Origin of the sequence: Kitasatospora sp. NPDC091335, from assembly GCF_044757205.1 — a bacterium.
Lineage (GTDB): Bacteria > Actinomycetota > Actinomycetes > Streptomycetales > Streptomycetaceae > Kitasatospora.
This window is the reverse complement of the sequence record NZ_JBIVUM010000005.1, coordinates 266,986-292,610: the sequence shown is the minus strand read 5'-3', so window position 1 is coordinate 292,610 and position 25,625 is coordinate 266,986. Positions and strand designations below refer to the sequence as shown.

At 74.0% G+C, this 25,625-nt stretch carries 20 protein-coding genes and 2 CRISPR repeat arrays; of the genes, 8 read left to right on the top strand and 12 right to left on the bottom strand.

Annotated features, from left to right (window positions below; all coding sequences use genetic code 11):
- Positions 1-99: 99 nt before the first annotated feature.
- Complete coding sequence (locus tag ACIQOW_RS14970) at positions 100-1,449, bottom strand: acyltransferase (RefSeq protein WP_401084177.1); 1,350 nt, start codon at positions 1,447-1,449, stop codon at positions 100-102.
- A gap of 199 nt (positions 1,450-1,648) precedes the next feature.
- Here ACIQOW_RS14970 and ACIQOW_RS14965 point away from each other — a divergent pair, with 199 nt between their 5' ends.
- The 5 genes from ACIQOW_RS14965 (at position 1,649) to ACIQOW_RS14945 (ending at position 6,953) form a co-directional block, all read left to right on the top strand.
- Entirely contained in the window at positions 1,649-4,120 is a 2,472-nt protein-coding gene (locus ACIQOW_RS14965) for an FHA domain-containing protein (protein WP_401084175.1), read from the top strand.
- A gap of 169 nt (positions 4,121-4,289) precedes the next feature.
- Complete coding sequence (locus ACIQOW_RS14960) at positions 4,290-4,874, top strand: hypothetical protein (RefSeq protein WP_401084174.1); 585 nt, start codon at positions 4,290-4,292, stop codon at positions 4,872-4,874.
- Positions 4,875-4,975: 101 nt separating this feature from the next.
- Positions 4,976-5,995, top strand: a complete 1,020-nt coding sequence (locus ACIQOW_RS14955) for a serine/threonine-protein kinase (RefSeq protein ID WP_401084522.1) — start codon at positions 4,976-4,978, stop codon at positions 5,993-5,995.
- Complete coding sequence (locus ACIQOW_RS14950; RefSeq protein WP_401084172.1) at positions 5,992-6,366, top strand: DUF1304 domain-containing protein; 375 nt, start codon at positions 5,992-5,994, stop codon at positions 6,364-6,366. The genes ACIQOW_RS14955 and ACIQOW_RS14950 overlap by 4 nt, the downstream gene beginning before the upstream one ends.
- A gap of 89 nt (positions 6,367-6,455) precedes the next feature.
- Positions 6,456-6,953, top strand: coding sequence for a hypothetical protein (locus ACIQOW_RS14945; RefSeq protein WP_401084170.1), 498 nt, complete (start codon positions 6,456-6,458; stop codon positions 6,951-6,953).
- Between the two features lie 12 nt (positions 6,954-6,965).
- Here ACIQOW_RS14945 and ACIQOW_RS14940 read toward each other — a convergent pair whose 3' ends face one another.
- The gene (locus tag ACIQOW_RS14940) at positions 6,966-8,366 is read right to left on the bottom strand and encodes a streptophobe family protein (protein ID WP_401084168.1); all 1,401 of its coding nucleotides are present in this window, start codon (positions 8,364-8,366) and stop codon (positions 6,966-6,968) included.
- Between the two features lie 331 nt (positions 8,367-8,697).
- On the opposite strand from ACIQOW_RS14940, the gene ACIQOW_RS14935 reads away from it, so the two are divergent.
- Positions 8,698-10,191 (top strand): DUF6777 domain-containing protein, encoded by a 1,494-nt coding sequence (locus tag ACIQOW_RS14935; RefSeq protein ID WP_401084167.1) that lies wholly within the window; start codon positions 8,698-8,700, stop codon positions 10,189-10,191.
- A 71-nt stretch (positions 10,192-10,262) separates the two neighbouring features.
- On the opposite strand, the gene ACIQOW_RS14930 is transcribed toward ACIQOW_RS14935, so the two are convergent.
- Positions 10,263-10,706: a winged helix-turn-helix transcriptional regulator gene (locus ACIQOW_RS14930; RefSeq protein ID WP_401084166.1), complete on the bottom strand. Its 444-nt coding sequence runs from the start codon at positions 10,704-10,706 to the stop codon at positions 10,263-10,265.
- A gap of 150 nt (positions 10,707-10,856) precedes the next feature.
- Between ACIQOW_RS14930 and ACIQOW_RS14925 the strand changes: the two genes are divergently transcribed.
- Positions 10,857-12,089: an MFS transporter gene (locus tag ACIQOW_RS14925; protein WP_401084164.1), complete on the top strand. Its 1,233-nt coding sequence runs from the start codon at positions 10,857-10,859 to the stop codon at positions 12,087-12,089.
- Between the two features lie 22 nt (positions 12,090-12,111).
- Here the strand turns inward: ACIQOW_RS14925 and ACIQOW_RS14920 are convergent, their stop codons facing one another.
- Complete coding sequence (locus ACIQOW_RS14920; protein WP_401084162.1) at positions 12,112-12,555, bottom strand: DUF4259 domain-containing protein; 444 nt, start codon at positions 12,553-12,555, stop codon at positions 12,112-12,114.
- A gap of 120 nt (positions 12,556-12,675) precedes the next feature.
- On the opposite strand from ACIQOW_RS14920, the gene ACIQOW_RS14915 reads away from it, so the two are divergent.
- Complete coding sequence (locus tag ACIQOW_RS14915; RefSeq protein ID WP_401084160.1) at positions 12,676-13,500, top strand: nucleotidyltransferase domain-containing protein; 825 nt, start codon at positions 12,676-12,678, stop codon at positions 13,498-13,500.
- A gap of 252 nt (positions 13,501-13,752) precedes the next feature.
- Positions 13,753-14,147: direct repeats of the CRISPR family, unit length 29 nt; unit sequence GGAACCATCCCCGCGCGTGCGGGGCCGAC.
- 18 nt (positions 14,148-14,165) lie between these two features.
- On the opposite strand, the gene cas2e is transcribed toward ACIQOW_RS14915, so the two are convergent.
- The 8 genes from cas2e to cas3 all read right to left on the bottom strand — a co-directional run bounded on the left by cas2e (position 14,166) and on the right by cas3 (position 23,718).
- On the bottom strand, positions 14,166-14,444 hold the full coding sequence (gene cas2e, locus ACIQOW_RS14910; RefSeq protein ID WP_359826378.1) for a type I-E CRISPR-associated endoribonuclease Cas2e: 279 nt from the start codon (positions 14,442-14,444) through the stop codon (positions 14,166-14,168).
- Positions 14,441-15,463: a type I-E CRISPR-associated endonuclease Cas1e gene (gene cas1e / locus ACIQOW_RS14905; protein WP_401084158.1), complete on the bottom strand. Its 1,023-nt coding sequence runs from the start codon at positions 15,461-15,463 to the stop codon at positions 14,441-14,443. Before cas1e ends, cas2e begins: the two co-directional genes overlap by 4 nt.
- A 3-nt stretch (positions 15,464-15,466) precedes the next feature.
- A complete protein-coding gene (gene cas6e / locus ACIQOW_RS14900) occupies positions 15,467-16,240 on the bottom strand; it encodes a type I-E CRISPR-associated protein Cas6/Cse3/CasE (RefSeq protein WP_401084156.1) in 774 nt (257 codons plus the stop codon).
- Positions 16,241-16,244: 4 nt separating this feature from the next.
- Positions 16,245-17,099, bottom strand: a complete 855-nt coding sequence (gene cas5e / locus ACIQOW_RS14895; RefSeq protein WP_401084154.1) for a type I-E CRISPR-associated protein Cas5/CasD — start codon at positions 17,097-17,099, stop codon at positions 16,245-16,247.
- The gene (gene cas7e / locus ACIQOW_RS14890; RefSeq protein WP_401084152.1) at positions 17,099-18,238 is read right to left on the bottom strand and encodes a type I-E CRISPR-associated protein Cas7/Cse4/CasC; all 1,140 of its coding nucleotides are present in this window, start codon (positions 18,236-18,238) and stop codon (positions 17,099-17,101) included. Before cas7e ends, cas5e begins: the two co-directional genes overlap by 1 nt.
- A 43-nt stretch (positions 18,239-18,281) precedes the next feature.
- On the bottom strand, positions 18,282-18,884 hold the full coding sequence (gene casB, locus ACIQOW_RS14885; protein ID WP_401084150.1) for a type I-E CRISPR-associated protein Cse2/CasB: 603 nt from the start codon (positions 18,882-18,884) through the stop codon (positions 18,282-18,284).
- Positions 18,874-20,595: a type I-E CRISPR-associated protein Cse1/CasA gene (gene casA, locus ACIQOW_RS14880; RefSeq protein ID WP_401084148.1), complete on the bottom strand. Its 1,722-nt coding sequence runs from the start codon at positions 20,593-20,595 to the stop codon at positions 18,874-18,876. The genes casB and casA overlap by 11 nt, the downstream gene beginning before the upstream one ends.
- Positions 20,596-20,832: 237 nt before the next feature.
- A complete protein-coding gene (gene cas3, locus ACIQOW_RS14875; protein WP_401084146.1) occupies positions 20,833-23,718 on the bottom strand; it encodes a CRISPR-associated helicase Cas3' in 2,886 nt (961 codons plus the stop codon).
- Between the two features lie 172 nt (positions 23,719-23,890).
- Positions 23,891-25,445: a CRISPR direct-repeat array (repeat unit 28 nt; unit sequence ATCGGCCCCGCGCTCGCGGGGGTTGCTC).
- Between the last annotated feature and the right edge of the window lie 180 nt (positions 25,446-25,625).

The window sequence follows — 25,625 nt, the reverse complement described above, 5'->3', positions numbered from 1 at the left end:
CCGGCGGTCCTTCCGAGGCCCGCCGCCGTCGCGGGCCGCACCGGGTGGCCACGGGGAACCGTCCCCGTGGCCACCCGGCTTCGCGTCGTGCGGGGCGGCTCAGACCACCTTGGGCAGCACCCCGGCCGCGGCGGGCGGCTGGTCCTCCGCCCGCCGGAAGCGGTGCAGCGCCGCCCGGCCCTGCGCTCCGCGGACCCGGGCGGCGAGCCTGGCGGGCAGCACGACGGTGGCCAGCCGGCCCTCGCCGCGGTACCCCTCGACCGTCCAGCAGACCCACGGGATCGGGTAGTTGGCCGCCGGGCTGAAGAACACCGGGCGCTGCCCCTGAAAGGTCACCGTGTAGACGCCGAAGCCGCTCCAGTTGGAGAAGCTGAACCGGCGTGCCGCCGGGTCGAAGCCCAGCGGCACGCAGTCGCGCAGCCGGGAGCGTCCCAGGGAGGCGAGGAACCACAGGTTGGCGCGGAGGTTGAGGTGCGCGGTCGGGAACTCCTCGACCGCCGTGCGCAGCGCGCCCGCCAGCGCCGCCGGGCCGTCCTCGGGCCGGTGCGGCACGTGGACCTCGCTCAGCAGGTTGCCCACCAGCGCGGGCGGGAGACCGAGCCAGCGGCGGGCGTTGACCGGCACGGTCAGCATCCGCTCGGCGTCATCCCCGTCCAACTCCCGCAGGGTGCTGACCAGGTGGGCACAGAGGACATCCCCGGAGGAGAGCCGCCGGCCGACCGCTTCGCCGAACTCCTCGCTCATCCTGGCCAGTTCGGCGTCGGTGAAGGCGATCTGGACGAGCCGGTTCGCCAGCGGGCCGGTCGCCAGCTCGCGGGCCAGCAGCTCCGCCTCCGCCTCCGAGGGCAGCCGGAAGCCGGGCCGTCCGCAGTCCTCGGCGGGAAGTATCTTGTCCAGCAACTCGTCCTGATCGTCGACGAGTTCGGCCTCCGGAAGCGGTTCGCCCTCGACCGCGGCGGACCAGCTCCGCAACAGCAGCATGAAGCTGTTCAGGTCACCGACCGCGTGGTGCCAGGAGCAGCCGACCACCGTCCCGCCGTCGGCCGTACGGGTCACCCGGACGGTGAGCAGCGGGACGCCCCCGGCGCGCGCGGCGGGGGCGTCCAGCGGGGCGACCAGTTCGGAGCCCACCGCCGTGGCCCGGCCCATCGCCTCGGCGAGCGTGCCCTCCACGGTGTAGGACTCGAACGGCACGCCGGCGTCGTCGCAGATCGCCTCCAGGACGCCCTCGACGGTGCGCAGCCGGCCGGCGAAGACCGGCACCCGCTCCAGTGCGCGGGCCAGGCCGGCGGCGAGCCGGTCGTCGTCCAGCGGGCGGTCGAAGCAGAGCACCACCGAGACGGCGAGGTCGGCGAGCATGGTGTCCATCAGTCCGCAGCGCAGCACCCGTCCGGTGGCGTGGCCGGCCCGGACGGTCCTGGATCTTCGCAACTGCGGCCAGATGCTCATGGGTTCCGTTCCGAAGCACTCGACGACGACTTCCGGCGACTTCCGGCGACGCACCGCGCGTTCCGCCGAGGCGCCACGCGTTCCGGCATCGCGCGACGCGCGGGCACGCCGAACGATAGTGGCGCGCCGAGGCAGTGGTCCAGTCCAATCCCGCACTCCGGAAGGGCTCTCCGGCCGGGGCGGCGATAGAATGCGCAGCATGGGAGAGCGCCCCGGCGCGCCCACCGCGCCGCCCCTCGTGCTGGTCACCGACGCCGACTCGCGGGTGATCGACCCGGCCAGGGCCTACCACCTCGGCCGCGACCCGACCAGCGAGATCGTGCTGGACGACCCCCGGGTCTCCTGGCACCACGCGATCCTGCGCGCCACCGACGGCCACTGGCTGCTGGAGGACGTCGGCAGCACCAACGGCACCTACGACCACGGGCGACGGATCGACCACGAGGACGTCGGCCCCGGCACCCGGCTGCGCTTCGGCGATCCGGCCGACGGCCCGGCCGCGGCCTTCACCGGCCTGCCCGACCCGGCCCCGGCCCGCTCCCCCGTCCCGGCGCCTGCCCGTACCCCTGTCCTGGACGACCTGCCCGGCGCCCCGGAGCGCCCGTCCCTGGTCGCCCCGCAGGTCTCCGGCACCTTCCGCCGCCCGAGCGCGGTGCTGCGGCTGCCCGGCCACACCGTCCGGATCGGCCGCTCGCCCGACAACGACCTGGTCCTGGACGACCTGCTGGTCTCCCGGCACCACGCCGAGCTGCGCGAACTGCCCGGCGGCGGCCACGAGATCGTCGACCTGAACAGCCACAACGGCACCTACCTCAACGGCCGCCCGGTCCGGCGGTCCCCGGTGGGCCCGGCCGACATCGTCGGCATCGGCCACCGCGCGCTCTGCCTGGCCGACGGCCGGCTGGTCGAGTACACCGACACCGGCGAGATCTCCCTGGACGTCCAGCACCTGGTGGTCCGGGTCGGCCCCGACCACCGGGTGCTGCTGGACGACGTCGGCTTCCCGCTCGCCGAGAAGGCGCTGCTCGCGGTGGCCGGACCGAGCGGCGCGGGCAAGTCCACCCTGCTCAACGCGCTCACCGGGCTGCGCCCCGCCGACCGGGGCACGGTGCTGTACGACGGCCGCGACCTCTACCGCGACTACGCCGAACTGCGCCGCCGGATCGGCCTGGTGCCGCAGGACGACATCCTGCACACCCAGCTCACCGTCCGCCGCGCCCTGTCCTACGCCGCCGAGCTGCGCTTCCCCGGCGACACCGACCCGCGGGAGCGGGCGGCCAGGGTCCGCGAGGTGATCCACGAACTGGGCCTGGACGCCCGGGCCGACCAGGTGATCGCCAGCCTCTCGGGCGGCCAGCGCAAGCGGGTCAGCGTCGCGCTGGAACTGCTGACCAAGCCGTCCCTGCTCTTCCTCGACGAGCCGACCTCCGGGCTGGACCCCGGCATGGAGCGCTCGGTGATGCGGATGCTGCGCGGGCTGGCGGACGACGGCCGGACGGTGGTCGTGGTGACGCACAGCGTGCTGAGCCTGAACGTCTGCGACCGCCTGCTGGTGCTGGCTCCCGGCGGGCGGACGGCGTACTACGGGCCGCCCGGCGAGGCGCTGGAGTTCTTCGGCTTCGACGAGTGGCCGGAGGCCTTCGAGGCCTTCGAGAACGAGGACCACGCGGCCTGGCAGCAGCGGTTCCTGGCGTCCCCGCAGTACGCGCGCTACGTGGCGGCCGAGGCCGTACCGGCGCCGTACCCGCGTGCGGCTCGGGAACCGGAGCCGGGTCGGGTCCCGCCCTCGCACGAGCCGGCCCCGCACGAGCCGGCCCCGCACGTCCCGGCCGCGCCCGCGCTCGGCCGGGAGAAGCCGCAGGGCTGGTTCTCCCAGCTGGGCACCCTGGTGCGCCGGTACACCGCGGTGCTCGCCGCCGACCGGCTCTTCCTCACCATCATGGTGGTGCTGCCCTTCGTGATCGGCCTGATGTGCCGGGCGATGGCCGGCTCCCGGCTCGCCCCCGACAACGCCGTCAACTGCCTGCTCACACTCTGCATCGGCGGTCTGCTCACCGGGGCCGCCAACTCGGTGCGCGAGCTGGTCAAGGAGCGGGCGATCTACCGGCGGGAGCGGGTGGTCGGGCTCTCCAGATCGGCCTACCTGGTCTCCAAGGTGGTGGTGCTGGGCGCGGTCACGGTGGCCCAGGCCGCGGTGCTGACCGTGGTCGGCCTGGCCGGGGTGGACCTGTCCTTCGCGGTGCCGACCGGGGTGGTGATGCCACAGCTGCCCGAGCTGATCATCGCCGTCGCGCTGCTCGCCTTCTCCGCGATGATGCTGGGCCTGGTGGTCTCGGCACTGGTGGACAAGGAGGAGGCCACCATGCCGTTGCTGGTGCTCCTCTCGGTGGTGCAGATCGTCTTCAGCGGCCTGATGCTCAAGCTGCACGGTGTCCCGGGGCTGGAGCAGTTCGCCTGGCTGATCCCCTCCCGCTGGGGCCTGGCGGCGATGGCCCGCACCGTCGAGCTGCACGGCATCTTCCCGAACGCGATCACCGCCGACCCGATGTTCCGCCACCAGCGCTCGGGCTGGCTGCTGAGCATGGCGGTGCTGCCCGCGCTGTCGGTGCTGTACGGGCTGGTGGTGCTGGCCCTGCTGCGACGGCACGAGCCGAGCATCATGCGGCGGTAGCGCCCTGCCCCGCTTCCGCACGGCGCTCCCCGGCTCCGCACCGCGCTCCCCGGCCCCCCGCGGCTCCGCACGGCTCTCCCCGGCCCCCGCCGGTAGAGTGGAGACGACCTGTGGTGCGATTCGTGCCGCGCGCGGCGGGGGTCGCGCGGCGGAGGAAATGTAGCCGCCCGTGGACGAGTTCGCGTTCCGCCCCACCCACGTCGCCCCGCCGGACGGCCTGGCCTCCTGGGCGGCGCCCGACCCGGCCCGGCCCTCCGCCCGACTGGACGCGCTGCTGCCGCTGCAACTGCTCGACCGCCGGGGCGACTGGGCCATGGTCGGCTGCTCCAACGGCTGGACCGCCTGGGTGGACGGCCGCCTGCTGGTCGCCCTGCCGCAGCCGCCGCCCACCGCCGGAGCCCCGCCCGCGCGGACCGCCGACCCGCGCCCGGCGCTCGCCGGGGCCGGGAGCGCGCTCGACCGCTACCGCGCCCTGCTGGACGACCTGGCGACCGGCACCCTCGACCTGGAGGCCTTCCGGGAGCGCACCCGCGGCCTGCGGATCGGCCTGGTGGTGGACGGCGGGGCGGTGTGGCTGTTCGACCCGGTGCACGACCGCTGGTGCTACGGCGACGGGCTCCAGTTGCAGACGTACGCGGCCACCGACCGGCCGGCTGCCCCGGCGTCCCCCGTCCCGCCGCCGTCCGGCCTGCCGACGGCGGCCGGCCCGGCCCCGTACGGCCCGCCCGCCCCCACCAGGACCGGTGAGCCGTGACCGCCGCCGAGGGACCTTCCGTCGACCAGCCCGCCGGCGAACAGCCCGACGCCGACCAGCCCATCACCGACCGGCCCGACGCCGAGCAGTCCGCCGCCGGACTGTCCGCCGTCGGCCTGCCGGCCGGACTGGTCGGGCGGCAGGTCGCCGGCTACCGGCTGGAGAAGGAGATCGGGCGCGGCGGCATGGCCGTGGTCTACCGGGCCAGGGACCTACGGCTCGGCCGGACCGTCGCCGTCAAGCTGCTGGCCCCCGAACTGGCCCGCAACGAGGTGTTCCGGCAGCGTTTCATGCACGAGTCGGAGGCCGCCGCGGGGATCGACCACCCGCACATCGTCCCGGTGTTCGAGGCGGGCGAGCAGGACGGCATCCTGTTCCTCGCGATGCGCTACGTCGAGGGCGGCGACCTGCGCGCCCTGATCAACCGCTCCGGCCCCGTCCCGGTCGGGCGGGCCGCCCGGCTCGCCCTCCAGATCGCCTCGGCGCTCGACGCCGCGCACGACCACGGCCTGGTGCACCGGGACGTCAAACCGGGCAACGTGCTGGTCGCCGCCGGGACGGACAGCGAACACCCCGAGCACCTGTACCTGGCGGACTTCGGACTGACCAAGAAGTCGCTGTCGCTCAGCGGACTGACCGGCGTCGGCCAGATCGTCGGGACACTGGACTACGCGGCGCCCGAACAGATCTCCGGCAGACCGCTGGACGGACGCTGCGACCAGTACGGCCTCGGCTGCGTGGTCTACGAGCTACTCACCGGCACCCCGCCGTTCCGCCGGGAGAGTGATCTCGCACTGCTCTGGGCACACCTCAACGACCCGCCGCCCGCGCTGCGCGAGCACCGGCCCGACCTGCCGGCCGCCGTCGAGGCGGTGGTCGCCCGGGCGCTGGCCAAGGCGCCCGGGGAGCGGTACCCGAGCTGCCTCGGCTTCGTCGCCGAGCTGCGCGCGGCCGGCACCGCCGCCTCCCCGGCCGCGTGGCGGGCGGAGGGGCCGCCCACCCGGGTCGTCCCGGCGCTCGCCGCCCCCGACCGGCTCGCGGTGCCCGAGCCGCCGGCCTGGGCCGTACCTGTCGTCCACCCGCCACCGTCGTCCGCCGCCGGGGGGAGCCGTCCGTCATGAACGCCGTGAGCCAGGTCTTCGCCGTGGTCGCCGCCGCCATCCACCTCGTCGTGTGGCCGCTGGAGAGCTTCCTGTACGGGCACCCACGGGTGCGGCGCCTGCTCACCGGCAGCACGGCGGACGCCCCCGAGGTCCGGCTGTGGCGCGTCAACGTGGGCTTCTACAACCTGTTCCTGGCGCTCGGCCTGGTCACCGGACTGGTCCTGCTGCACAGCGGACACCCGGGGGCCGGCCGGACGCTGGTGCTGTACGTCGCCGCCTTCATGCTGGCGGGCGGGATCACCCTGTTCGGCTCCGCGCCGAAGCTCTGGCGGGGAGCCCTCGGACAGGCGGTACCAGCGGTCATCATCCTTCTGGCGGAGGCTTTCTGATTATCCGTCACCCGTGCCGCCGGCTCTCCGCCGGGACTACAATCCGCCTACCCCGTGACGGTCACGGCGGCTGACGGGGGTGGACAGCAGTGGTCAGGATCCCGATCACCGACCGGTACGTCATCAGCCTCGGTTGCCGGGTGAGCGTCGAGCACGGGCCCTCCGTGACGAAGGTCAACTGGAGCGTCACGCACCTGCCGGAGGGCGGCTCGGCCCGGCCGGCCCGCGGGGACCGGGAGATCGGCGTCATCTGCCCACGCTGCCGGCGCTCGTTCTCGGTCCGGGTGGAGACCCTCACCAAGGCCCGGATCAAGCAGCGCGTCCAGCGGGCGCTGGGCTGGCTGCTGGTCCTCTCGCTCCTGGCCACCATCCCGCTGCTCGTCCAGCTGGGCGGCCGGACCGTCGAGGAGGGCGACGACCAGGCGGTCGACAACATCGGCACGCTCTTCCTCCTGGCCGCCGCGGGCGTGATCGTCGGCCCGTCCCTGCTGTTCAGCGCGGGCATGCACGACGGCGTCAGGAAGCTCAGGCTCATCCGGCCCGACGGCCGGAAGACCATGCGGGTGCGGGGCCACCGGCTGTTCTGAGCCGGCCACCGCTCACCGCGTGCCGACGGGTGCCTCACCCTCGTCCGTCGACACCCCGCCCTCGTCGGCAGGTGCCTCGCCGCGGTGCCGGACCCGGGTGGCGAGCAGGGCGCCGAGCGCTCCGGTCAGCAGACCCCAGCCGGCCGCGAGCGGCACCGCCGTCCAGAGCACCGGCCGCAGGGTGAGGCTGCCGCCGCCGAGCCCGGCCAGCGGGTTGCGGCCGCCGAGGACGGCGCCGAGCAGGTCGGCCAGGCCGCCCTGGCCAAGGCCCACACCGAGCACCGAGAGCCCGTAGTCGGCGTCCACCCTGGTCCACAGGCCCACCAGCAGCACGGTGACGGCGGCGGCGAGCGCGAAGCGGACGGCATGCTGCCGGAGCCGGACGGTGCGCGGCGAGCGCAGGGCCGCCAGGAAGGCGGCCGCGAGCAGCAGGACGGCGGCCAGCGGCAGCAGCCACCAGCTGCGCGCGTCCTGCTCCGCGAGGGTGCCGAGGCCGATGGTCGCCTGCCCGCCCCCGGAGGTGCGCAGCACGGCGCTGAGCGGCTCGGGGACGGGCAGGCCGAGCGCGCCGACCAGCCGCCCGTGCCACTCGGCGCCGAGCCCGACGCCGAAGGCCAGCCAGACCAGGTCGGGCAGCGCGAGCAGCACCACGGCCAGGGTCTGCCGGGCGTTGCCGTGCACGATCGCGGTCAGCACTCCGGCCACCGCACCGATCGCCAGGTACGCCAGCAGGACCAGCCAGAGCGCGAACGCGGGCGGACGGACCGCGAGTTGGTAGCGCACCAGGGCGGGCGGCAGCGGGGCGCGCCGGGAGACCGCGAAGGTGAGCGCGAACACCAGCAGCAGCCAGGACAGCCCGATGCCGACGGTGGTCGGGCCGTCCGCGTGGAAGCCGACCTCCGGGGTGAGCCCGAGCACGCCCCCGATCGACTCCGCCAGGTCGCCGCCGAGCGGGACGACGAAGCTGTGCCGGGCGCCGAGGGTGAGCAGCACCAGGGTGAGCAGCCAGAGCAGCAGTGTCCGGCCGATCCGGCCGAGCAGTTCGCCGCTTCCCGCGATCGCGCGAAAGCGCAACTGGCGCAGGAACACCTCGGCCATCGCGACCGCGCCGGCCACCGAGACGCTCAGCGGCATCGCGCTGATTCCCGCGCCGACGGCGGCGAAGTCGCCCGCACCGCCGTCGAGTTCGACGGAGCCGCCGACGGCGAGCGCGAGCGTTGCGGCCAGCACGGCGGGGAAGCCGCCCTCCGGGAGGCCGTCGGCACCGGCCAGCCAGAGGCCGAGCGCGGCAACCGCTGCCATCGCGGCCAGGCCGGCCAGGACGACGGCGAGCGCGTCCAGCCAGCCGCGGACCGGGCCCGGCGGGCCGGGCGGACCGGGCGGGCCCGCGGCCCGGGTGGTGGGCTGCTGCATGCCGCCTCCTCGTCGCTCGCGGGGTCCCCGGGAGGCTCCGATCCGGTCCCGGTCGGGTCCCGGCGGGTTCCAGAGTCGCCGACGACTGGCGGGCACGCTCGGCGACGGGCCGCGCACCTGCTGTTGCGGCGAACGGGGCACCAGGAGAGAAATGGAAGCCAGTGGCAGGAGCTTCCCTGGCCGGCCGTGGTCGGCCGGCCACCTGCGAAACGGAGCCTCGATGACCTCCCAACCGCCTCCGTCCGGGCCGCCGAGCGAACCTCCGCACGGTCCGCCGTCCGGGCCGCTCGCCGGACCGCCGTCCGGCAGCGGTGCGGCCGGACCGCCCTCCGTGCCCCCGCCGCCTTCGGGCTCCTCGGGGGCCTCGGGACCGGGCGCCGCCGGCGGCGGCGAGGGCTCCGGCGGCGCGAGCGGGCCCGGTGGGCCGTCCGGGCCCGACGGCCCCGGGCGCGGGGCACGCACGCCGTGGTGGCGCTCGGGGAAGGGGCTGGCGCTGGCGGCGGGCGCGGTGACGGCGGCCGTGGTGGCCACCGTGCTGATCGTCACCAACCAGGGCGGCCACCACTCGACGGTGCCGACCGCGAACGAGGTCGCCCTCCAGGCCCCGGCCGACCCCGGGCCCGCCCCGTTCACCCCGTCGGTGGAAACCCAGGGGATGAGCGCCCCCGCGGCGGTCCCCACCACCTCCGCGGCGAAGCAGTCGGGCGGCACATCGCCCGGGCACAGCGCGTCAGCCGCCCTCCACAGCGTCGAGGGCAGCTCCGCCGGGCTGTACGGCGGGACGATGAGCAAGCCGAGCTGTGACACCGAGCGCCTGGTCGGGATGGTCTCGGCCGGGGACACCGGGCGCGCCTGGGCCTCCGCCGCCGGCATCGCGCAGGCCGACATCCCCGGCTACCTGCGCTCCCTGACCTCGGCGTACCTGCGGGTGGACACCCGGGTGAGCAACCACGGCTACCAGAGCGGCGCGGTGGTCGAGTACCAGTCCGCGCTCCAGGCCGGCACCGCCGTCCTGGTGGACACCCAGGGCGTGCCCCGGGTGCGCTGCTCGTGCGGCAACCCACTGAAGCCGCCGACGCTGGTGGCCGGTGCCAAGTACACCGGGAAGGCCTGGGCGGGCTTCCAGCCGACCACGCTGATCGTGGTGGTCCCGGCGCCCCAGCCGGTGACCGAGATCATCCTGGTGGACGTCGAGACCGGTGGGTGGTTCTCCCGGACGACCGGGCGGGACCAGATCGTGGACCGGCGCACCGAGGCACCGAAGGGCCCGCTGGTGCCCGGCATCCCGGCACCGGGCCCGTGGAAGCCGACGACGCCCTCGGCCACGTCCTCGACCTCGCCCGGTACGACGTCTCCCGGTACGACGTCTCCGGGTGCGACGTCTCCGGGTGCGACGTCTCCCGGTACGCCCACCGGCTCCGGCGCGACGACCTCGGGCGCGACCGGTTCCGGCGCCACCTCGCCCGGCGTGACATCCTCGGGCCCGACGTCCTCGGGCGCGAGCTCGTCGGGGGCCACCTCCCCGACCGGCTCGGGTCAGCCGTCCGGGTCGACCGCGAGCACGTCCCCCGCGAGCACGCCCCCCGCGTCCACGGGAGCCTCGACCGGCACCTCGACACCCACCCAGTCGTCGGCCGGGGCCACCGCCAGCGCAGCCACCACCAGCGCAGCCACGACGAACGGCGGCACGACCACCGCCTCGGCGACGAACACCGGCACCACCACGTCCGCCGTCGCTCCGCGGACGCCGGCCGCGACCTGCGCGAGCACCGCGCCGTCCACCCTGCCGCCCTGCCCGACCACGGGGACCGCCACGACGAGCTGACCGGCCGCCCTGACCGACCGAGCCGGCCGCCCGCTGCCACCGGCCGCCCCGGCCGGTGGCAGCGGCACGCCTCAGGGCAACAGCACCCGCGCGTCCCCGGGCCCGAGCACCCGGCCGTCCGCCGAGCGCACCTCGACCGGCGCGACGGGTGCTCCGGACTCGCGGTCCACCAGGCACGCCCGGGGCTCCCCCTCCTCGAAGAACCACTGGTCGCCCCACTGCCGCAGCGCCGTGATCACCGGGAACAGCGCGCGGCCCTTCTCGGTGAGCACGTACTCCTGGTACGGGCTGCCGTCGGCGGCCGGCGCGAGGTCGAACACCCCGTTGGCGACCAGGTTGGTCAGACGGGCCGACAGGATGTTCTTGGCCAGGCCGAGGTTCTTCTGGAACTGCCCGAAGCGGCGCAGCCCGTCGAAGGCGTCACGGATGATCAGCAGCGTCCAGCCGTCGCCGACGACGTCGAGGGGACGGGCGACCGGGCAGGCCGATTCCTCGTGCGTGGTGCGTTTCGGCACGTCTCCCACCTCTCAGCTGCCGGTTCTCGGCTCTCACCGGTCGGCGCCCAGCGTACCGACCAGGGAGTGGTTGCTTATTAAAACCAGGATATGCCATCGTGTCGCGGTAGCACTTTGAAACCACCACACCCCTTCGAGGGAGTCCCGCCCATGCCCTCTTCCGCCCGCACGGCAGCGTCCACCCCGGACGGCACGGCCGAAGCCCCCGCCCAGGTGCCTTCACGCGTCCTGTCACCCGCCATCGCCTGGCTGCTCTCCGTCGCCTGCGGCCTCGCCGTCGCCAACGTCTACTACTCACAACCGCTGCTCGACCTGATCGCCCGCGACTACGGCATCGACCCGGCGACCATCGGTCTGGTCGGCACCCTCACCCAGGCGGGTTACGCCGTGGGGCTGCTGCTGCTCGTACCGCTCGGCGACCACGTCAACCGCCGCACCCTGATCACCTCCCAGCTCGGCCTGTCCGTCCTCGCCCTCCTCGCCGTCTCGCTCGCTCCCTCCGCGCCCCTGCTGCTCGTCGCGATGGCCGCCGTCGGCGTCCTCGCGGTCGTCGCCCAGGTGGTCGTCGCCTACTCCGCCCAACTCGCCGCCCCGGGGGACCAGGGCCGTGTGGTCGGCACCGTGACCAGCGGCATCGTGGTCGGCATCCTGCTCGCCCGCACCGTCGCCGGAACCATCGGCGACCTGGCCGGCTGGCGCGCCGTCTACGTCGTCTCCGCCGTCGCGACCGCCGCGATGGCCCTCGGCGTCGCCGCCGTGCTCCCCTCCGAGCGGCACCGGGCGGCCGAGCGGATCGGCTACGCGCGCCTGGTCGGCTCGGTGTTCACGCTCTTCGCCCAAGAGCGCGTGCTCCGCGTCCGGTCCGTCCTCGCGCTGCTCAGCTTCACCTCCGTCACCGTGCTGCTCACCCCGATGGTGCTGCCGCTCGCCGCACCGCCCTTCAACCTCAGCCACACCCAGATCGGACTCTTCGGCCTCGCCGGAGCCGCCGGAGCCCTCGGCGCCGGCTACGCGGGCCGCCAGGCCGACCGCGGCCGGGCCGAACGCACCGCCGGGCTCGGCCTGCTGGCCATGCTGGCCGGCTGGCTGCCGGCCGCACTGCTGCCGCACTCGGTCTGGTGGCTGGTGCTCGCCATGGTGGTGATCGACTACGGCCTTCAGTCCGTCCACGTCGCCAACCAGCACCTGCTCTACCAGGTCCGCCCGGAGGCACAGAGCCGCCTGACCGCCGCCTACATGCTGCTCTACTCGGCCGGCTGCGGCGCCGGCGCGATCCTGTCCACCGTCGTCTACGACCACGGCGGCTGGACGGCCGTCTGCGTGCTCGGCGCCGCCACCAGCCTCACCGCGCTCGGCTACTGGTGGACGGCGGCCCGACGGTGACGGCCACGCGGTTCCACAGCGCTCAACTCCCGGCCACCGAGGCGTCCGCCGACGCCGCCGACGCCGCGGCGAGGACCTCCCGCAGCGCCCGTATGCCCTCGCGCCAGGCCGGCCCGTCCTCCGTCTCGTCCCACAGCTCCGCGAGCTCGGACTCCTCCGCCACCACCCGGCCGAGCGCCTCCACCGCGAGCGGGCGAAGCTCGGCGGAGAGCGGCGGCACCGGCTCGTCGGGACCGTAGGCGCTGGTCACCGCCGCCCCGCCCGGGCACTGCGCCGCCACCAGCGCGGCGGCGGCGACCGCCTTCACCGCCTCGTAGGAGTCCAGGAAGTCCGCCTCCGCCCCGACGGCGTCCAGCAGCGCCGCCCGCAGCAGCGCCTCGCGCTCGCCCGGCGCCGCGTCGTCCAGGCCGCCGCAGAAGTCCGCCGCCGAGTCGTTGTCGAAGTGCCCAATGTCCCAGGTGCCCATGCCGTTCCCCTCACGCCTTCCGTGTTCGTGTGCGACGGATGCTTGCACACGGCACTGACAATCGGCCGGGCCGACGGATATTCGCTGGTCAGCGCGGCGACGGTGGGGCAGAGTGCCGCCATGACCACCCCCTTGACGACCACCCGGGGCCTGGACCGGGACGGCTGCATCGCACGCGAGGGCTCGCTCGACCGGGTGCCGCCGGCGTTCGCGCCGGTGGTCGCCGCCGCCCGGGCGCGGATCGCCGCGGCCTTCGCCCCCGACCGGCTGCACAGCGCCTACCTCTACGGCAGCGTCCCGCGCGGCACCGCGACGCCCGGCGTCTCCGATCTCGACCTGCTGCTCGCCCTGCACCACGAGCCCACGGCCGCGGACCGGGCCACCGCCGACGCCCTGGAAGCCGCGCTCGACGCCGAGTTCGCCCAGGTGAACGGCGTCGGGGTGCTGCTCTTCGGCACCGGCACCCTGCTCAGCGAGCTGGAGCGCCACGACCTGGGGTGGTTCGTCGCCTGCCTCTGCACCCCGCTGCTCGGCGAGGACCTCGCCGCCCGGCTCCCCCGCTACCGCCCCACCTCGCTGCTGGCCCGGGAGACCAACGGCGACCTCGCCCTCGCCCTGCCCGGCTGGCGGGCCCGCCTGGCCGCAGCCGACACGGACGCCGAACTGCGCGCCCTCACCCGCGTCGTGACCCGCCGTCTGGTCCGCACCGGTTTCACCCTGGTCATGCCCCGCTGGGGCGGCGGCTGGACCAGCGACCTCACCGCCTCCGCCGAAGCCTTCGCCGGCTACTACCCCGAGCGCGCCGCCCAACTGCGCCTCGCCGCCGCCATGGCCCGCACCCCGACGGTCGACCGGGCCGCCCTGGCCGTACTCGTCGACGACCTGGGCCCCTGGCTCGCGGCCGAGTACGCTGCCGTCCACGGCGTGAAGGCGCCCCGCCCGTGACGGCCCCGGAGCACCCGCTGGTCCGGGAGGTCTTCCCGGCCCTGGCCGCCGAACTGGTCGGACTCCTGGAGCGGGAGGGCGAACCCGGACTGGCCGTCGCCGCGCGGAGCCTGCGTCTGGTCGCCGAGTGCCGCTGCGGCGACGAGTCCTGCCAGAGCTTCCGGACCGCCCCGCATCCGGCCAGAGAAGAGCATCCGTGGTCGGTTCAGCAGTTACGACCCCAGGAACTTCTCCGCGTACTCCCAGAGCACGAAAACCATCCCCGCGCGTGCGGGGCCGACCGCACCGTGGGCCCCGCGCCGATGGGGTAGGTGGAACCATCCCCGCGCGTGCGGGGCCGACCTGTCGCGGGCACTGCTCTCAGGTAGCCAGGGGGAACCATCCCCGCGCGTGCGGGGCCGACCGGGCGACCGGGGGTCAGCCGGATGTACCGAGGGAACCATCCCCGCGCGTGCGGGGCCGACGCTCTCCTTCGGGAGGGCGGGGGCGTTCCTGCGGAACCATCCCCGCGCGTGCGGGGCCGACAGCACCCCCGACTCCACCGTGAACGGCCACGGGGAACCATCCCCGCGCGTGCGGGGCCGACGTCACCGCGACCGAGCAGGCCCGCGACAAGGTGGAACCATCCCCGCGCGTGCGGGGCCGACACTTCGTGACCTGCGGGTTTATCGGCGGGAGCGGGCTGAGAGAATCAGTCCGTCGAAGTCGACGGGCTTCCACCGGTCCTTGCCCGCGGTGCGGACGGTCCAGCCCTGTTCGTTGGTGGCGGGTTCGACGAGGACGGCTTGGCCGTCGCCGATGCGGGTCGCGAGGAGCTCCCACAGCCGGTCGCGGATGCGGCGGCTCGGGGTGCCGACGAAGACGCCGGCGTTGACCTCGACCATCCAGCGGGTGAGGTGGCCGCGCAGGCCTTCGGGAGCTGCGATGAGGATGATGACGGTCATGGGCTGCTCGCGTCCTCGGTGAACTCCGGGCCGATGACGGCCAGGTGTTCGTCACCCATCCCCGGATCGGAGACGGCGGGCACCGGCGGGCCTTCGGTGCCCGACCAGTTGACACCGCCCTGGACGGCACCGAGGCGTTCGTCCCAGAGCTCGTTGACTTCGACGTCGGGCATCTCGGTGCCCTCCGGGCTGAGGAGCGTCTTGACGTCGTGGACGATGCGGCCCAGCAGCTTGTCCTCGGTGATGCGGTCGCGCAGCCCGAGGCGGGCGTCGCGTTCCTCGGTGTGGCCCTGCTGGGCGAGGTCGAAGGCGAGGGGGATGGTGTATTCGGCCTTGTAGAGGTCCGCGATGTCGAGGACGAACGACGTCGCCAGTCCGGTGTGGACGAAGCCGAGCCCCGGGCTGGCACCCAGCCCGGTGATGACTGCGTGACAGATCCCGTAGAGCGCGGCGTTGGCCGCCGACAGGAGGCGGTTCAGGTCGTCGCCCGCGGCGTAGGCGTCACCGGCCTTGTACACCCGTCCGTTCCAGGGGACGCCGGTGCGGCGTGCCTGCGCCTGGTAGAGCTTGCGGATGCGGGCGCCCTCGCGGCCGCGCAGCTGCTGCATGGTGGCGGTGCTGACGTCCTCGCCGGGGAACCGCATGCGGTACATGTTCCGTGCGACGGCCAGGCGCTCCTTGGTGCGGCTGACCAGCCAGGCCTGCCGGTTGAGGAGGGCCGCTCCTCGGCTGGGGCCGAGGCCGGCCGCGTACATGCGCACGCCCTGCTCGCCGACCCAGCACACGGTGGTGCCGGAGTCCGCGAGGAGGTTGACGGCGCCGTGGGTGATGCGGGTGCCCGGGCCGAGCAGCATGACGGCGACCATGGCGGCGGGGACGCGGACGGTCTCGCGTTTGTTGATGACGACGACGGCGTTCTCGTCACGGTCGATGTGGCTGCGCTCGACGTAGACGCTGGACACGCGGTCGGCGAGGCGGTGCAGGTCGTGGGGGTGGGCTTTCCACCAGATGTCGGCCATCGGTCAGCGGGCTCCGGCGGGCAGCGGGGCGAGGGTGAGCAGGCCGCAGCCGTAGGCCTTGGACGGGCCGATGCCGCCGAGGAGCGCCGTCTGCAGGAGCCCGGGGTCGGTGATGGACAGGCGGCCTTCGAAGGTGGCGGTGGTGAGCGTGACGGGGGTGCGGGTGCCGGGCTTGGTGAAGGTGTTGCGGCTTCGGTCGGTGATCCTCACCTCGCGGGCGGACCTCGCGTCGGTGGGGGTGTCGACGTCGGACGGTTCGAGGCCCGGTGCCGGCTCGTCGGTGTGTGCCTCGGGGATGGTGAAGCCCCAGCGCTCGGTGCGGTCCAGGAACCAGGTGAGCTGCCGGGCGGCGGTGCGGTGGGCCATGCGGTAGGAGCGGTGGTGGAGTTCGGCGGCGGTCTTGGTGCGGTGTGGGCTCGCCTTGTCGGGCTTGGAGGTGTTCTGGACGGGGCTGGCCTTGAGTCGGAAGGCGAACTCGCGGCCCACGGCGAGCTGGGCGAGCAGCGGGCTGTAGTCGCGGATCGCGTAGTGCTCGCCGTCGGCGTCGGGCCATCCGGCCTGTTCGACGACGTGGGTCCAGTCGGGCTTGGAGGGGGTGAGGACCAGCAGCACGGGGCGGCGCGGGTGGTCGGTGTCCAGGCGCCACAGGATCCGGTCGCCGGGGGCGGTGTCGGGGACGCCGGCCGTGACGGCGCCGTGCAGGGCTCGGGGGTTGGCGAGCAGGTTGCGGCTGGCGGCGCGCAGGGGGTTGATGCGGACGCGGGAAAGGTAGGTCATCGGGTCACCAGCCCAGCAGGGCGAACGGGTCGTGGCCGCCGGCCGCGGCGGCCGGTTCGGCGGGCGTGGTCATCGGGGCGAGGCCGGTGGGGACGTCGAGCCAGGCGTGGCGGATCCGCCGGGTGGAGAATCCGCGTTCACGGGGGTCGAAGGAGCGCGGGACGTCCTGGAGAGTGTCGTCGCCCGACGGGTCGTCGAAGGTCGCGGCCAGGTCGATCCGGTGCGGGGAGAACGGCCCGGGGGCGCGCTCGGCCCGCCGTCGGTAGGCGTTCCTGGCAGCCTGGCCCGCCTGCCAGGGTTCCTCGGCCAGGACGTCTTCCACGGTGCCGCCGCGCACCTCGCCGAGGGTGATCGGCTGGGTGGGGACGCAGGAGCGCCGGCCGAGGGCGAGCGGGAAGGCGGGGCGGCGGACCGCCTCGGCGAGTGCCGTGACGAGGGCGGCAGGGCCTTGGACGGCGGCGACGAACACCGCGTCCTGGAGGTAGTAGCGGTGGGTGACGTGGGTGTCCTTGGCCGGGGAGGTCGGCTTCTGGAGACCCTTGGCGTTGACTCCGGCCTGCGGAAGCGGCCGACCGCGGTAGTCGCTGACGGTGTGGTAGTCGCGCAGCAGCGTTCCGGGCTGGTCGATGCGCACGCCCAGGCGCAGGCCGACCAGGTCGGCGATGTCCGCTTCGCGCGGGCGGCCGGCGGCTGCGGCCAGCAGGCCGACGACGCCGGACTTGGTCGGCTGGGGCCCGCTGTCGCGACGGTTGAACGCGCTGCGGTCGCCCCAGGACTGGAGGGGGCCCGCCAGACGCAGCACGAGGACCGCCTGCTCCTCGTCCCGCGGGTCCGGTGCGGGGGTGGGGTCGGCGGGCATCAGTTGTCGTTCACCCGCTCGGTGAGGGCGGTGCGCAGGGCGTCGCGCAGCTCGGGGAAGGTGCGGTTCGCGCCGAAGGCCTCCGTCAGCTTCTCCCCGGTCCCGTCGGCGTCGGTGCCGAGGGTGTGGCAGATGCCGACGTACAGCGGGCTGTCGCCCCACTGCTCGGTGGCGGTGGCGAACTCCCCGGCGAGGCGGCGCGCGGACTCCGCGACGATGCCCCGGCTCGCCGGGACCGGGTTCTCGTACGCGGAGACGAGGTTCACCGGCTGGTCGGCGCGCACGACGACGGCGACCAGGCTGGGGCGGGTGCGGTGGGCGAAGGAGTTGCCGTAGCCGGTGGGCATGGAGCGGGCGAAGGAGTCGACGAACAGGTCGACGGCGTCGACCGTGGCCTTGTCGTCACCCAGGTTCTCCCGGAGCTGGTGCAGGCCGACAGTCGCGTAGCGGTACAGGGTGGCGGAGTTGAAGCCGATGGTGCCGATCATGCCGGCGCCGGTCTCCTCCGCGGTGTTCTCGTCGTCGACCGCCGTGTAGTAGTCGAACTCGAGCTCCGCGGCGTGGGTGGAGATCGCGTGCGCGACCTGCGTGGCGGCGTCGACGTTCAGGCCGGGGATGTCCGCGACCATCCGGCCGAACAACGCCACGTCCGCCGGGTGGCCGCTCTGCAACTGCTCCTTGACCGGCAGAGCCTTGACCGCCTCCTCCAGCGCCTTGGCGTCGAGGGCGGCGAGGTCGCCGGCGGTGTCGGCAACCAGGCCGACGATGGCGTCCAACTGGCGGCGCCCGTAGAAGAGCAGGTAGGCGGTGTCACCCGCCTTCTTGCCCGCGGAGATCCCGGTCGACTTGACCAGGGCGTCGGCGAGCCGCTGCGCGTCCTCGGCCTCGACACCGCTGCGCTCGGCGATGCCCTTGGCGAGCTGGGAGGCGATCCGCTTGGTGCGGGTGGCGAGGTCCTGCGGGTCGCGGCTCTCGGTGAAGTGGATCCGGGTGGCGCGCTTCCAGGCCTGGGAGGAGACGCGGGAGCGGCGCTTGCCGCCGAAGTAGGCCTCCTTCGGGTTGCCGTTGTCGTCCCGGTTGAGGTTCGCCGGCGGGACGGTCTGCAGGATGTGCACGTCGATGTAGAGGCGGTCGGTCATGCGCTACTCCGTAGTCGGGTGGTCCGGGTATGTGCGAGCGCGGTCAGTCGGCGGGGGCCTTGTCCTTCCAGGCCTGGTAGCCGATGGCCCACTTGAGGCGGACCTGCGGGCGCCGGTCGGTGCGGTGCCAGGCCTGGATGTCGGCCATCAGGTGGTTGTAGTCCAGCGGCTGCCCGACGGTGCGCAGCTGGGTGATCAGGCCGCGCAGGTGGACGAGCAGCGCGGGCACGCTGGTGGCACCGGCGAGCTGGGCGACGCGGGTGTCGAGCGCTTCCTCGCTGAACTTGCCACTGCGGCGCAGGGCTCGCAGGGCTTCGCCAAGCTTGATACCGCGGCGGTGCATCGGCGTGGACTGGCTCTGCTGGTGGAGGCCGTAGAGGGCGAGGGCGGCGTGCTCGGCCTTCTGCTCGTCGGAGACCTCGTCGCGCAGTGCGAGGACGTCGTCGACCTCGCAGCTGTAGAGGGGCCACATCCTGGGGCTGTCCATGGCCGGGCGCCCGAGGCCGGAGCGCATGGCCGCGAGGTCCTCGCCGGGCGGGCGGCGCGGCTGCTTGGTGCGGTGGTCGGTGCGCCAGGTGTGGTCGTGGGCGGTGTACTGGTCCCAGTACGGGCGCCGTTTGGCGGCGGTGGTGTGCTCAGTCGTCAAAGTCCGCTCCGGGATCGGGGTCGGGTTCGAGGGCGGGTCCGGTCTCGGCTTCCCGGGCGGCGGCCGCTTCCCGGCGGGCGTCGGCGTACCGGGGGAGGATCTCGTCGACCTGGCGCCGGAAGTCGGCGCCCGCGGTGCCGAGCTTGTAGGTCAGCGGCTTGCCCGACTTTCCGGGCGGGCTGACGGTGCGGCCCTGGAAGGTGGTGGCGGGGGCGGCCAGCAGGAGTTCGTTCGCCGCGTCCCGGGCCAGGCGGTGGGCCACTTCCTCCCAGGCGAGCCTGCCCCGGTCCAGGACATCGTCGTCGGTGCCGGCGTCGCGGACTCCGGCGAGCAGCCGGCGTACCAGGGGGTCGAGGGTGTGCAGGAGGAGGTCGCCGGGGCGCTGGCCCCTGTCCCAGGGGATGGGGTCGGTGCCGGCGGCCCGGCGCAGGTCCGCGGAGAGGTTGTTGACGGCCTTGGCGAGTTGTTCGGCCTGCTCGGCCACGTCGAGGAGGAGTTCGTGCGCTTCGCTGTCCTGGTGGAGGGCGAGCAGCGGCAGCGGGATCGCGTCGTGGATGACGTCCTCGACGACGGAGGACTGGGTGCCGTAGACCATGCCGAAGGTCTTGACCTGCAGCGGGTAGTCGGCGTCGAGCTTCCCGAGCACCCGCAGGGCACTGGCCTCGTCGAGCAGGACGCTGGTCTCGAAGACGCCGTCCGGGCCCTGGCGGGCCGGGGTGAGGAGGGCGTCCAGGCCCCGCCAGGCGGCCTTGCCCTGGGTGTGCCGGCGCGGCCTGCGTTCGGGCAGGGCCGAGGCGGACTTCTTGGCGGGCGCGGTGAACATCCAGGCCGTGTGCGGCTCCTGTGCGGGCAGGGGCGTGAGCCGGTCGCCGGCGCTGATGACGACCCGGGCGACCTTCAGCCGGCCGTCGTCGCCCTGGTGCGGGACGAGCCGGATCCGCCGGGCCTGCCACGTCCACAGGTCGAGCAGGCCCTCGGCCGGACGCGACTTCCAGGCGGGACTGTGGGGACCTTGCAGCCACTGCGGAGTTCCGAGGACTCCGGCCGGGGTGACCGGAAGGTTCAGCAGGAGGGTCTCGTACAGGGTGCGCCCGGTGGGAACGATGACGCCGAGCTGGCCGAGCGGGCCGGTCTGGTTGCCTGTCGTCTTGCCCGCCTTGACCTCGGGGTCGCCGACGACGCCGGTCTTGATCCCGGCGGTGTCCCAGCAGTGGGTGTGCACGAGCCAGTGGGCGGCCTGGGCGGGTGTGAGGTCGAGCGGGTCCGCCTCGGTGCGGCTGGCGAACAACGGGACATTGTTTCCGCTGGCGGCGGTCGCCACGAGGGCGGCGGAGCCCTTCGACTCGTCCTTGGCGGTCCGCAGCCCGGCGACCTGGGCGAACGGGGCGGCCGGGTCGAAGAGGTCGAACTTCGCGCGATGCTCGTCGAGGTACTCCCGGAGCCTGTTCAGCTCGTCCTCGGTGAACCCGTCCTTCTGCGCGAGCCGGTCACCCTTCCCCCGCAGCGTCCGGGGTGCGCCGGTGGCGTGGGCGACGACGGGCAGCAGGACCTGGCGCAGGACGGCCGGCAGCTGGGTGGAGAACCCGACGACGAGGCCCTCCAGCGCGTGGGCCCGGGCCAGGGCCTCGGCGATCCCCAGCGCCACGGGAGGCCCGCCGCCGACGGGGCGCCCCGCCAGCCACGGCTCCTCGACAAGATTGTACCCAGGCACGCGCTGTTCTCCCAACTGGCCCTGTTTAGATGCTCGTTGCCGGACAAGCGTGGCACTCCCGAAGGATGGCTGTGGGGCGAATGCTTGAATTGCCCCTCGGCCCCGCAGGTTTCCGTTGCGCGGGGGTGGCCCCTGGCCGTGTTTCCGGCTCCCGGCCGACCGCACGTCGGCCCCGCGTTCGCGGGGCGAGGGGCGCGCGTGGGTGGGGCGGCATCGTGTCCGTTCCGCCCACGCGCCCTACCGGTACGGGCGACCGCCGCTCACCACGAGCCCGAGCGCCTCGTCGTAGCGCAGCCGGAAGTCTCCGAGCGACGCTTCGCCCTGTTCGTCGAGTGTGAGGGCGAGGCTGTGGCGCAGCCACGGATGGTCCCGCCAGCCCGGCAGCGGGCCGAGTGCCTGCTCGGCCGCCTCGGTCAGCCTGGCGGGAAGGCGGACCGTGCCGCAGAGCACGTCGTCCACCACCTCCGCCGCGACCTCGCCGTTCGGCCCGAGGGCGCGGCCCGTCACCGCCCGGAAGTCGTCTTCCCCGAGACGACGTACCAGGACGACCTCCGTGCTCGGGTCACCGTCGCGGACGAGTGCCTCGAACTGTCCCTCGGCCAGCTTTCCGTGGCCTCCGTAGTGCAGGCCTGCCAGTGTCGGCGCCCCGTGCTCCCCGGAGCGGGTCAGTACGTACTCGGCTGCCTTCGCGCGACGCAAGGACTGCCGTTCCTCCCACTCCTGCCGGGCCTGCGCCTCGGACTGCGCCCATGCCGCCGGGACGATCGGGTCCGTGCCGTAGACCCGGGCGACCAGGTCCGGCACCCGGCTGGGGATGCTCCACACGCCTCCACCGGCCATCACCCGCTCCACCTCGGCGGCCGTGCGCAGCAGGAGGTAGCGGCCGTAGATGCCCTCGGAGGCGCGCAGGACGTGCGGTGTGTCTCCGCTGTCGAGGTCGATGCCGGTGACGACGACCGTGGGCTGGGCCAGCAGGGCGGGGCGCTTCACACCGTCGTGGCGGTGGAGGCGGCCGATCCGCTGGAGGAGCAGGTCCATCGGTGCGAGGTCGGTGATCAGCAGGTCGGCGTCGACGTCGAAGGACTGTTCCGCGAGCTGGGTGGCGACGACGATCAGCCTGTCGGGGCGCGCGACGCCGGCGGCCGGCGGGGCGAGGAGGTTCAGCACGTCCTGTGTGCGGTCGGCCCGGTGGCCCGTGTGCAGGCGTCCGTGCAGGAGGCGGACGTCGGCGCCGAACTCCTTGCGGAGGGCGTCGAACGTGGTTTGGGCGCGGTCCACCATGTTGCGGATGACCAGGACGCACCCGCCGTCGACCAGACGCTCCCTCAGGTAGTCGACCACGGCGGTGTCCGTCTGCCCGGCGTCGTTCTCCGCGGCCCGGGCATCGGTCCGCGTCGGCGGTTCGTCGAGGACCTCGACCCGCACTCGCAAATCGTCACGCCAGGATTCCGTGCTCTCGACCAGTACTTCCGACTTCCCGCCCTGCCCCGGCCAGGCCGCCGTCACACTCGGGTACCCCTGCGGCTCGGGAACCTCCAGTGCCACCGGAGCCTCTGCCGACTGCGTTCCGGCCAGGTAGGCGGCGACCAGGCGGCGCCGCTGCTCGGGCGGCAGGGTCGCCGACAGCAGGACCACCGGCACCCCGGCCTGCCCGAGCCACCACAGGCCTTCCAGCAGGAACTGCGACATGTAGACGTCGGCGGCGTGGACCTCGTCGAGGATCACGACCTTGCCGACCAGGCCGGCCATCCGCAGCATCACGTGCTTGGTCCGGGTCGCGGCGAACAGGAGCTGATCGATCGTGCCGACCGCGAACGGGCTCAGCAGGCCGCGCCGACGGCCGAGGAACCACTCGGCCGGAGCCCTGCGCTCCCCGCCCTCGCAACCGTCGAGCCAGTCTGACTGCACGCCGTACTCGTCCACCGTCGAGTAGCGGGCGTCGGCATCCTGACTCCCCTCCCCCGTGTCTTCCAGCAGGCCGCGCCATTCCTTGTTGAACATCCGCTTGCCGTGCAGCAACGCGACCTGGTCCTCCAGCCCCTCCTCGACGTTGTGCAGCCAGGATCGGACCTGGGTGAACATCGGGTCCGCGGTGGCCTGGGTCGGCATGCCCAGGTACACCCCGTCCAGGCCGTACCGGGCAGCCAGCAGCTCCGCCGCCGCCAGCGCGGCCTTCGTCTTCCCCTCCCCCATCGGCGCCTCGACGACCACCAGCCCCGGCCCGCCCATCCGGCGCACCACATCGAGGACCAGTTCCTGCGACGGCCGGGTCCCGTGACCGAAACGGTCCCGGAACGCCTCCGGGCCCGGCGCCGGCAGCGTTCCCCACCCGCCGCGCAGCCCGAGGCTCGACCAGGCCGCAGCCGCCCGCTGCCGCGCCTGATCGATCGTCACCTTCTCCAGATCCGACACCCCGGCGAAGTGCCGCTCGTCGCTGGCGATCCAGTCCGCCATCACCACGAAGCCGGACAGCTGGAGCTGCACCGCACGGCCGGGCACCAGAGCGGGCTCCACGGCGGCCAGCGGCGACGCCCCCTCGAAGCCCAGCTCCCGGGAGAACACCCCGACCAGCGCCGACTGCGCCAGCTTCCAGGACGTCCCCTTCCCTTGGAGGTCCGCCTTCTTCGGAGGCAGCTGGCCCATCGTGGGGAAGCGACCGTGGTGGCCGGCGACCAGCGGCCAGACCCAGTCGACCTGTTCCTCCACCCACCCCGCGTCGGCAAGCGCCGCCCGCAGCAAGAGGCCGCCGGCCTTGTCGTGCCTCCAGGACTCGGATTTCACCGCGTACTTGTTCCAGGACAGGCCTGATCGACGAACGGCATCCGCCAAGTCGGAGTCCAGGTACTGGAAGGCGGGGACGGCCTTGCCGTAGTCATGAATTCCGCACAGCCAGGCGAACAGACGCCGCCCCTTCCCCCGGCCGCCCGCGACGGCGTCCAGGCGCCGCTTTGTCACAGGCGGCAGGTAGCGATCCCAGACGACCTCCGCCACCGCAGCAGTGTCCAGCATGTGCGACAGCAGGAGGTTGGCAGACCCCCCAGCCCGCCCGGCCGACTTCCCCCACAGAGCGCCCAGCCAGCCCCTGACCTCGGGCGGGTACCACTGCCAGCGGTCCTCAGCCATCGTCCCGACCTCCATGTGCGAGTACGCTTCGGAAGCCTAGGGCGGGACACTGACAATTGGCTTGGATGCGGAAAGAGATGACGATCATTCAGGAACACTGCTACGGACGGTCTGCCGAATCGAACTGAATCAATCTGCGCCTCCCGAGGAGGATCGCTGCAGGTCAGGAAGTATCGGCCCCGCGCTCGCGGGGGTTGCTCGGCGAGGCCGACGGGGTGGGTGCGTCGGTCGTGATCGGCCCCGCGCTCGCGGGGGTTGCTCCGTGGCGGTGCGGCCGGTGCCCTCGTTGCCGTGATCGGCCCCGCGCTCGCGGGGGTTGCTCCCCGGGGCCGGCCTTCGCCCGCGTGCCCCCGACATCGGCCCCGCGCTCGCGGGGGTTGCTCCGGCCCGTTGACGATGTGACGCGGAATTCCGGTATCGGCCCCGCGCTCGCGGGGGTTGCTCCTGCTGGCGGCCCGGATGCCGGACTACGCAGTGATCGGCCCCGCGCTCGCGGGGGTTGCTCTGCGGCCACCTGCTCCACCTCGCTCTCGGGCTTATCGGCCCCGCGCTCGCGGGGGTTGCTCCGCTGCTCAACCGCCAACCGACCGCACCGCTGGATCGGCCCCGCGCTCGCGGGGGTTGCTCCCGCCCCGGCAAAGTCAAAGGCGTGCGGGGGCGATCGGCCCCGCGCTCGCGGGGGTTGCTCCGGCGTGGTGGTCGAGGAATCCGCTGCGGCATCATCGGCCCCGCGCTCGCGGGGGTTGCTCCTGGAATCCCGGAAAAAAGATCGCGCCACGCCGATCGGCCCCGCGCTCGCGGGGGTTGCTCCCGAAGAGGCCACGGGCACCCGCCGCGCCAAGGATCGGCCCCGCGCTCGCGGGGGTTGCTCCCACGAGGGGCCGGTAGCCGCCGGCCCCTCTCTATCGGCCCCGCGCTCGCGGGGGTTGCTCCACGACGGCGACCACCCGCACGGCGATCCTGGTATCGGCCCCGCGCTCGCGGGGGTTGCTCCGTCGCCAAGCTGCGTCCTCGCGCGGCCCGTATATCGGCCCCGCGCTCGCGGGGGTTGCTCGACCACCACCCGCCTGCTCAGCGAAACAGGCGGCATCGGCCCCGCGCTCGCGGGGGTTGCTCCCAGGGCCGGGTCGACCAGCAGCTGCCCGACGCATCGGCCCCGCGCTCGCGGGGGTTGCTCCCCCGGCCCCGGCGGCGGGTCTTGGCCTCGCGGATCGGCCCCGCGCTCGCGGGGGTTGCTCCGTGCCGCCGATGTGCACGGTGGGGGGACCGCCATCGGCCCCGCGCTCGCGGGGGTTGCTCCGACGACGTCAACGACAACTACCTCGGGTACTCATCGGCCCCGCGCTCGCGGGGGTTGCTCCATGGTGGTCCAGACGGCTTCGGGGGTCGCGGTATCGGCCCCGCGCTCGCGGGGGTTGCTCCTGCTGACGGACTGACCGTTCCCCTCGCCGACGATCGGCCCCGCGCTCGCGGGGGTTGCTCCGGGGCGTTCTTCGCAGCCCCGCGCACCGGCAAATCGGCCCCGCGCTCGCGGGGGTTGCTCCGTTGTCCGTCTCGCGGTTCGCCAGGGCGCGCTATCGGCCCCGCGCTCGCGGGGGTTGCTCCAGCTCCAACATCGCCGCGTTGGAGCGTCAGATATCGGCCCCGCGCTCGCGGGGGTTGCTCGCCGTCCGGGCGCTGCTGGAGCCGGTGCAGAAGGTCGGCCCCGCGCTCGCGGGGGTTGCTCCGGTCAGCGGCACGGCCCCGCAGGCCACGGCTTCCACCGAGTGCGTCGGGGAGGCGGGCCACGACGACGCCGCGGCCCGCCGGCAACCCCGCAGCCACGAGCCCAAGGCCGCCACCGACACCGCGACCGGGTCGCTCTCAGGACTGCCTGGCACACCTCGACCACCTCGAAGCCCGCCGCG

Coding starts and splice junctions, on each gene's coding strand:
- ACIQOW_RS14970 (WP_401084177.1), bottom strand. CDS start 1,449: ATGAGCATCTGGCCGCAGTTGCGAAGATCCAGGACCGTCCGGGCCGGC.
- ACIQOW_RS14965 (WP_401084175.1), top strand. CDS start 1,649: ATGGGAGAGCGCCCCGGCGCGCCCACCGCGCCGCCCCTCGTGCTGGTC.
- ACIQOW_RS14950 (WP_401084172.1), top strand. CDS start 5,992: ATGAACGCCGTGAGCCAGGTCTTCGCCGTGGTCGCCGCCGCCATCCAC.
- ACIQOW_RS14940 (WP_401084168.1), bottom strand. CDS start 8,366: ATGCAGCAGCCCACCACCCGGGCCGCGGGCCCGCCCGGTCCGCCCGGC.
- ACIQOW_RS14925 (WP_401084164.1), top strand. CDS start 10,857: ATGCCCTCTTCCGCCCGCACGGCAGCGTCCACCCCGGACGGCACGGCC.
- ACIQOW_RS14920 (WP_401084162.1), bottom strand. CDS start 12,555: ATGGGCACCTGGGACATTGGGCACTTCGACAACGACTCGGCGGCGGAC.
- ACIQOW_RS14915 (WP_401084160.1), top strand. CDS start 12,676: ATGACCACCCCCTTGACGACCACCCGGGGCCTGGACCGGGACGGCTGC.
- cas2e (WP_359826378.1), bottom strand. CDS start 14,444: ATGACCGTCATCATCCTCATCGCAGCTCCCGAAGGCCTGCGCGGCCAC.
- cas1e (WP_401084158.1), bottom strand. CDS start 15,463: ATGGCCGACATCTGGTGGAAAGCCCACCCCCACGACCTGCACCGCCTC.
- cas6e (WP_401084156.1), bottom strand. CDS start 16,240: ATGACCTACCTTTCCCGCGTCCGCATCAACCCCCTGCGCGCCGCCAGC.
- cas5e (WP_401084154.1), bottom strand. CDS start 17,099: ATGCCCGCCGACCCCACCCCCGCACCGGACCCGCGGGACGAGGAGCAG.
- cas7e (WP_401084152.1), bottom strand. CDS start 18,238: ATGACCGACCGCCTCTACATCGACGTGCACATCCTGCAGACCGTCCCG.
- cas3 (WP_401084146.1), bottom strand. CDS start 23,718: ATGGCTGAGGACCGCTGGCAGTGGTACCCGCCCGAGGTCAGGGGCTGG.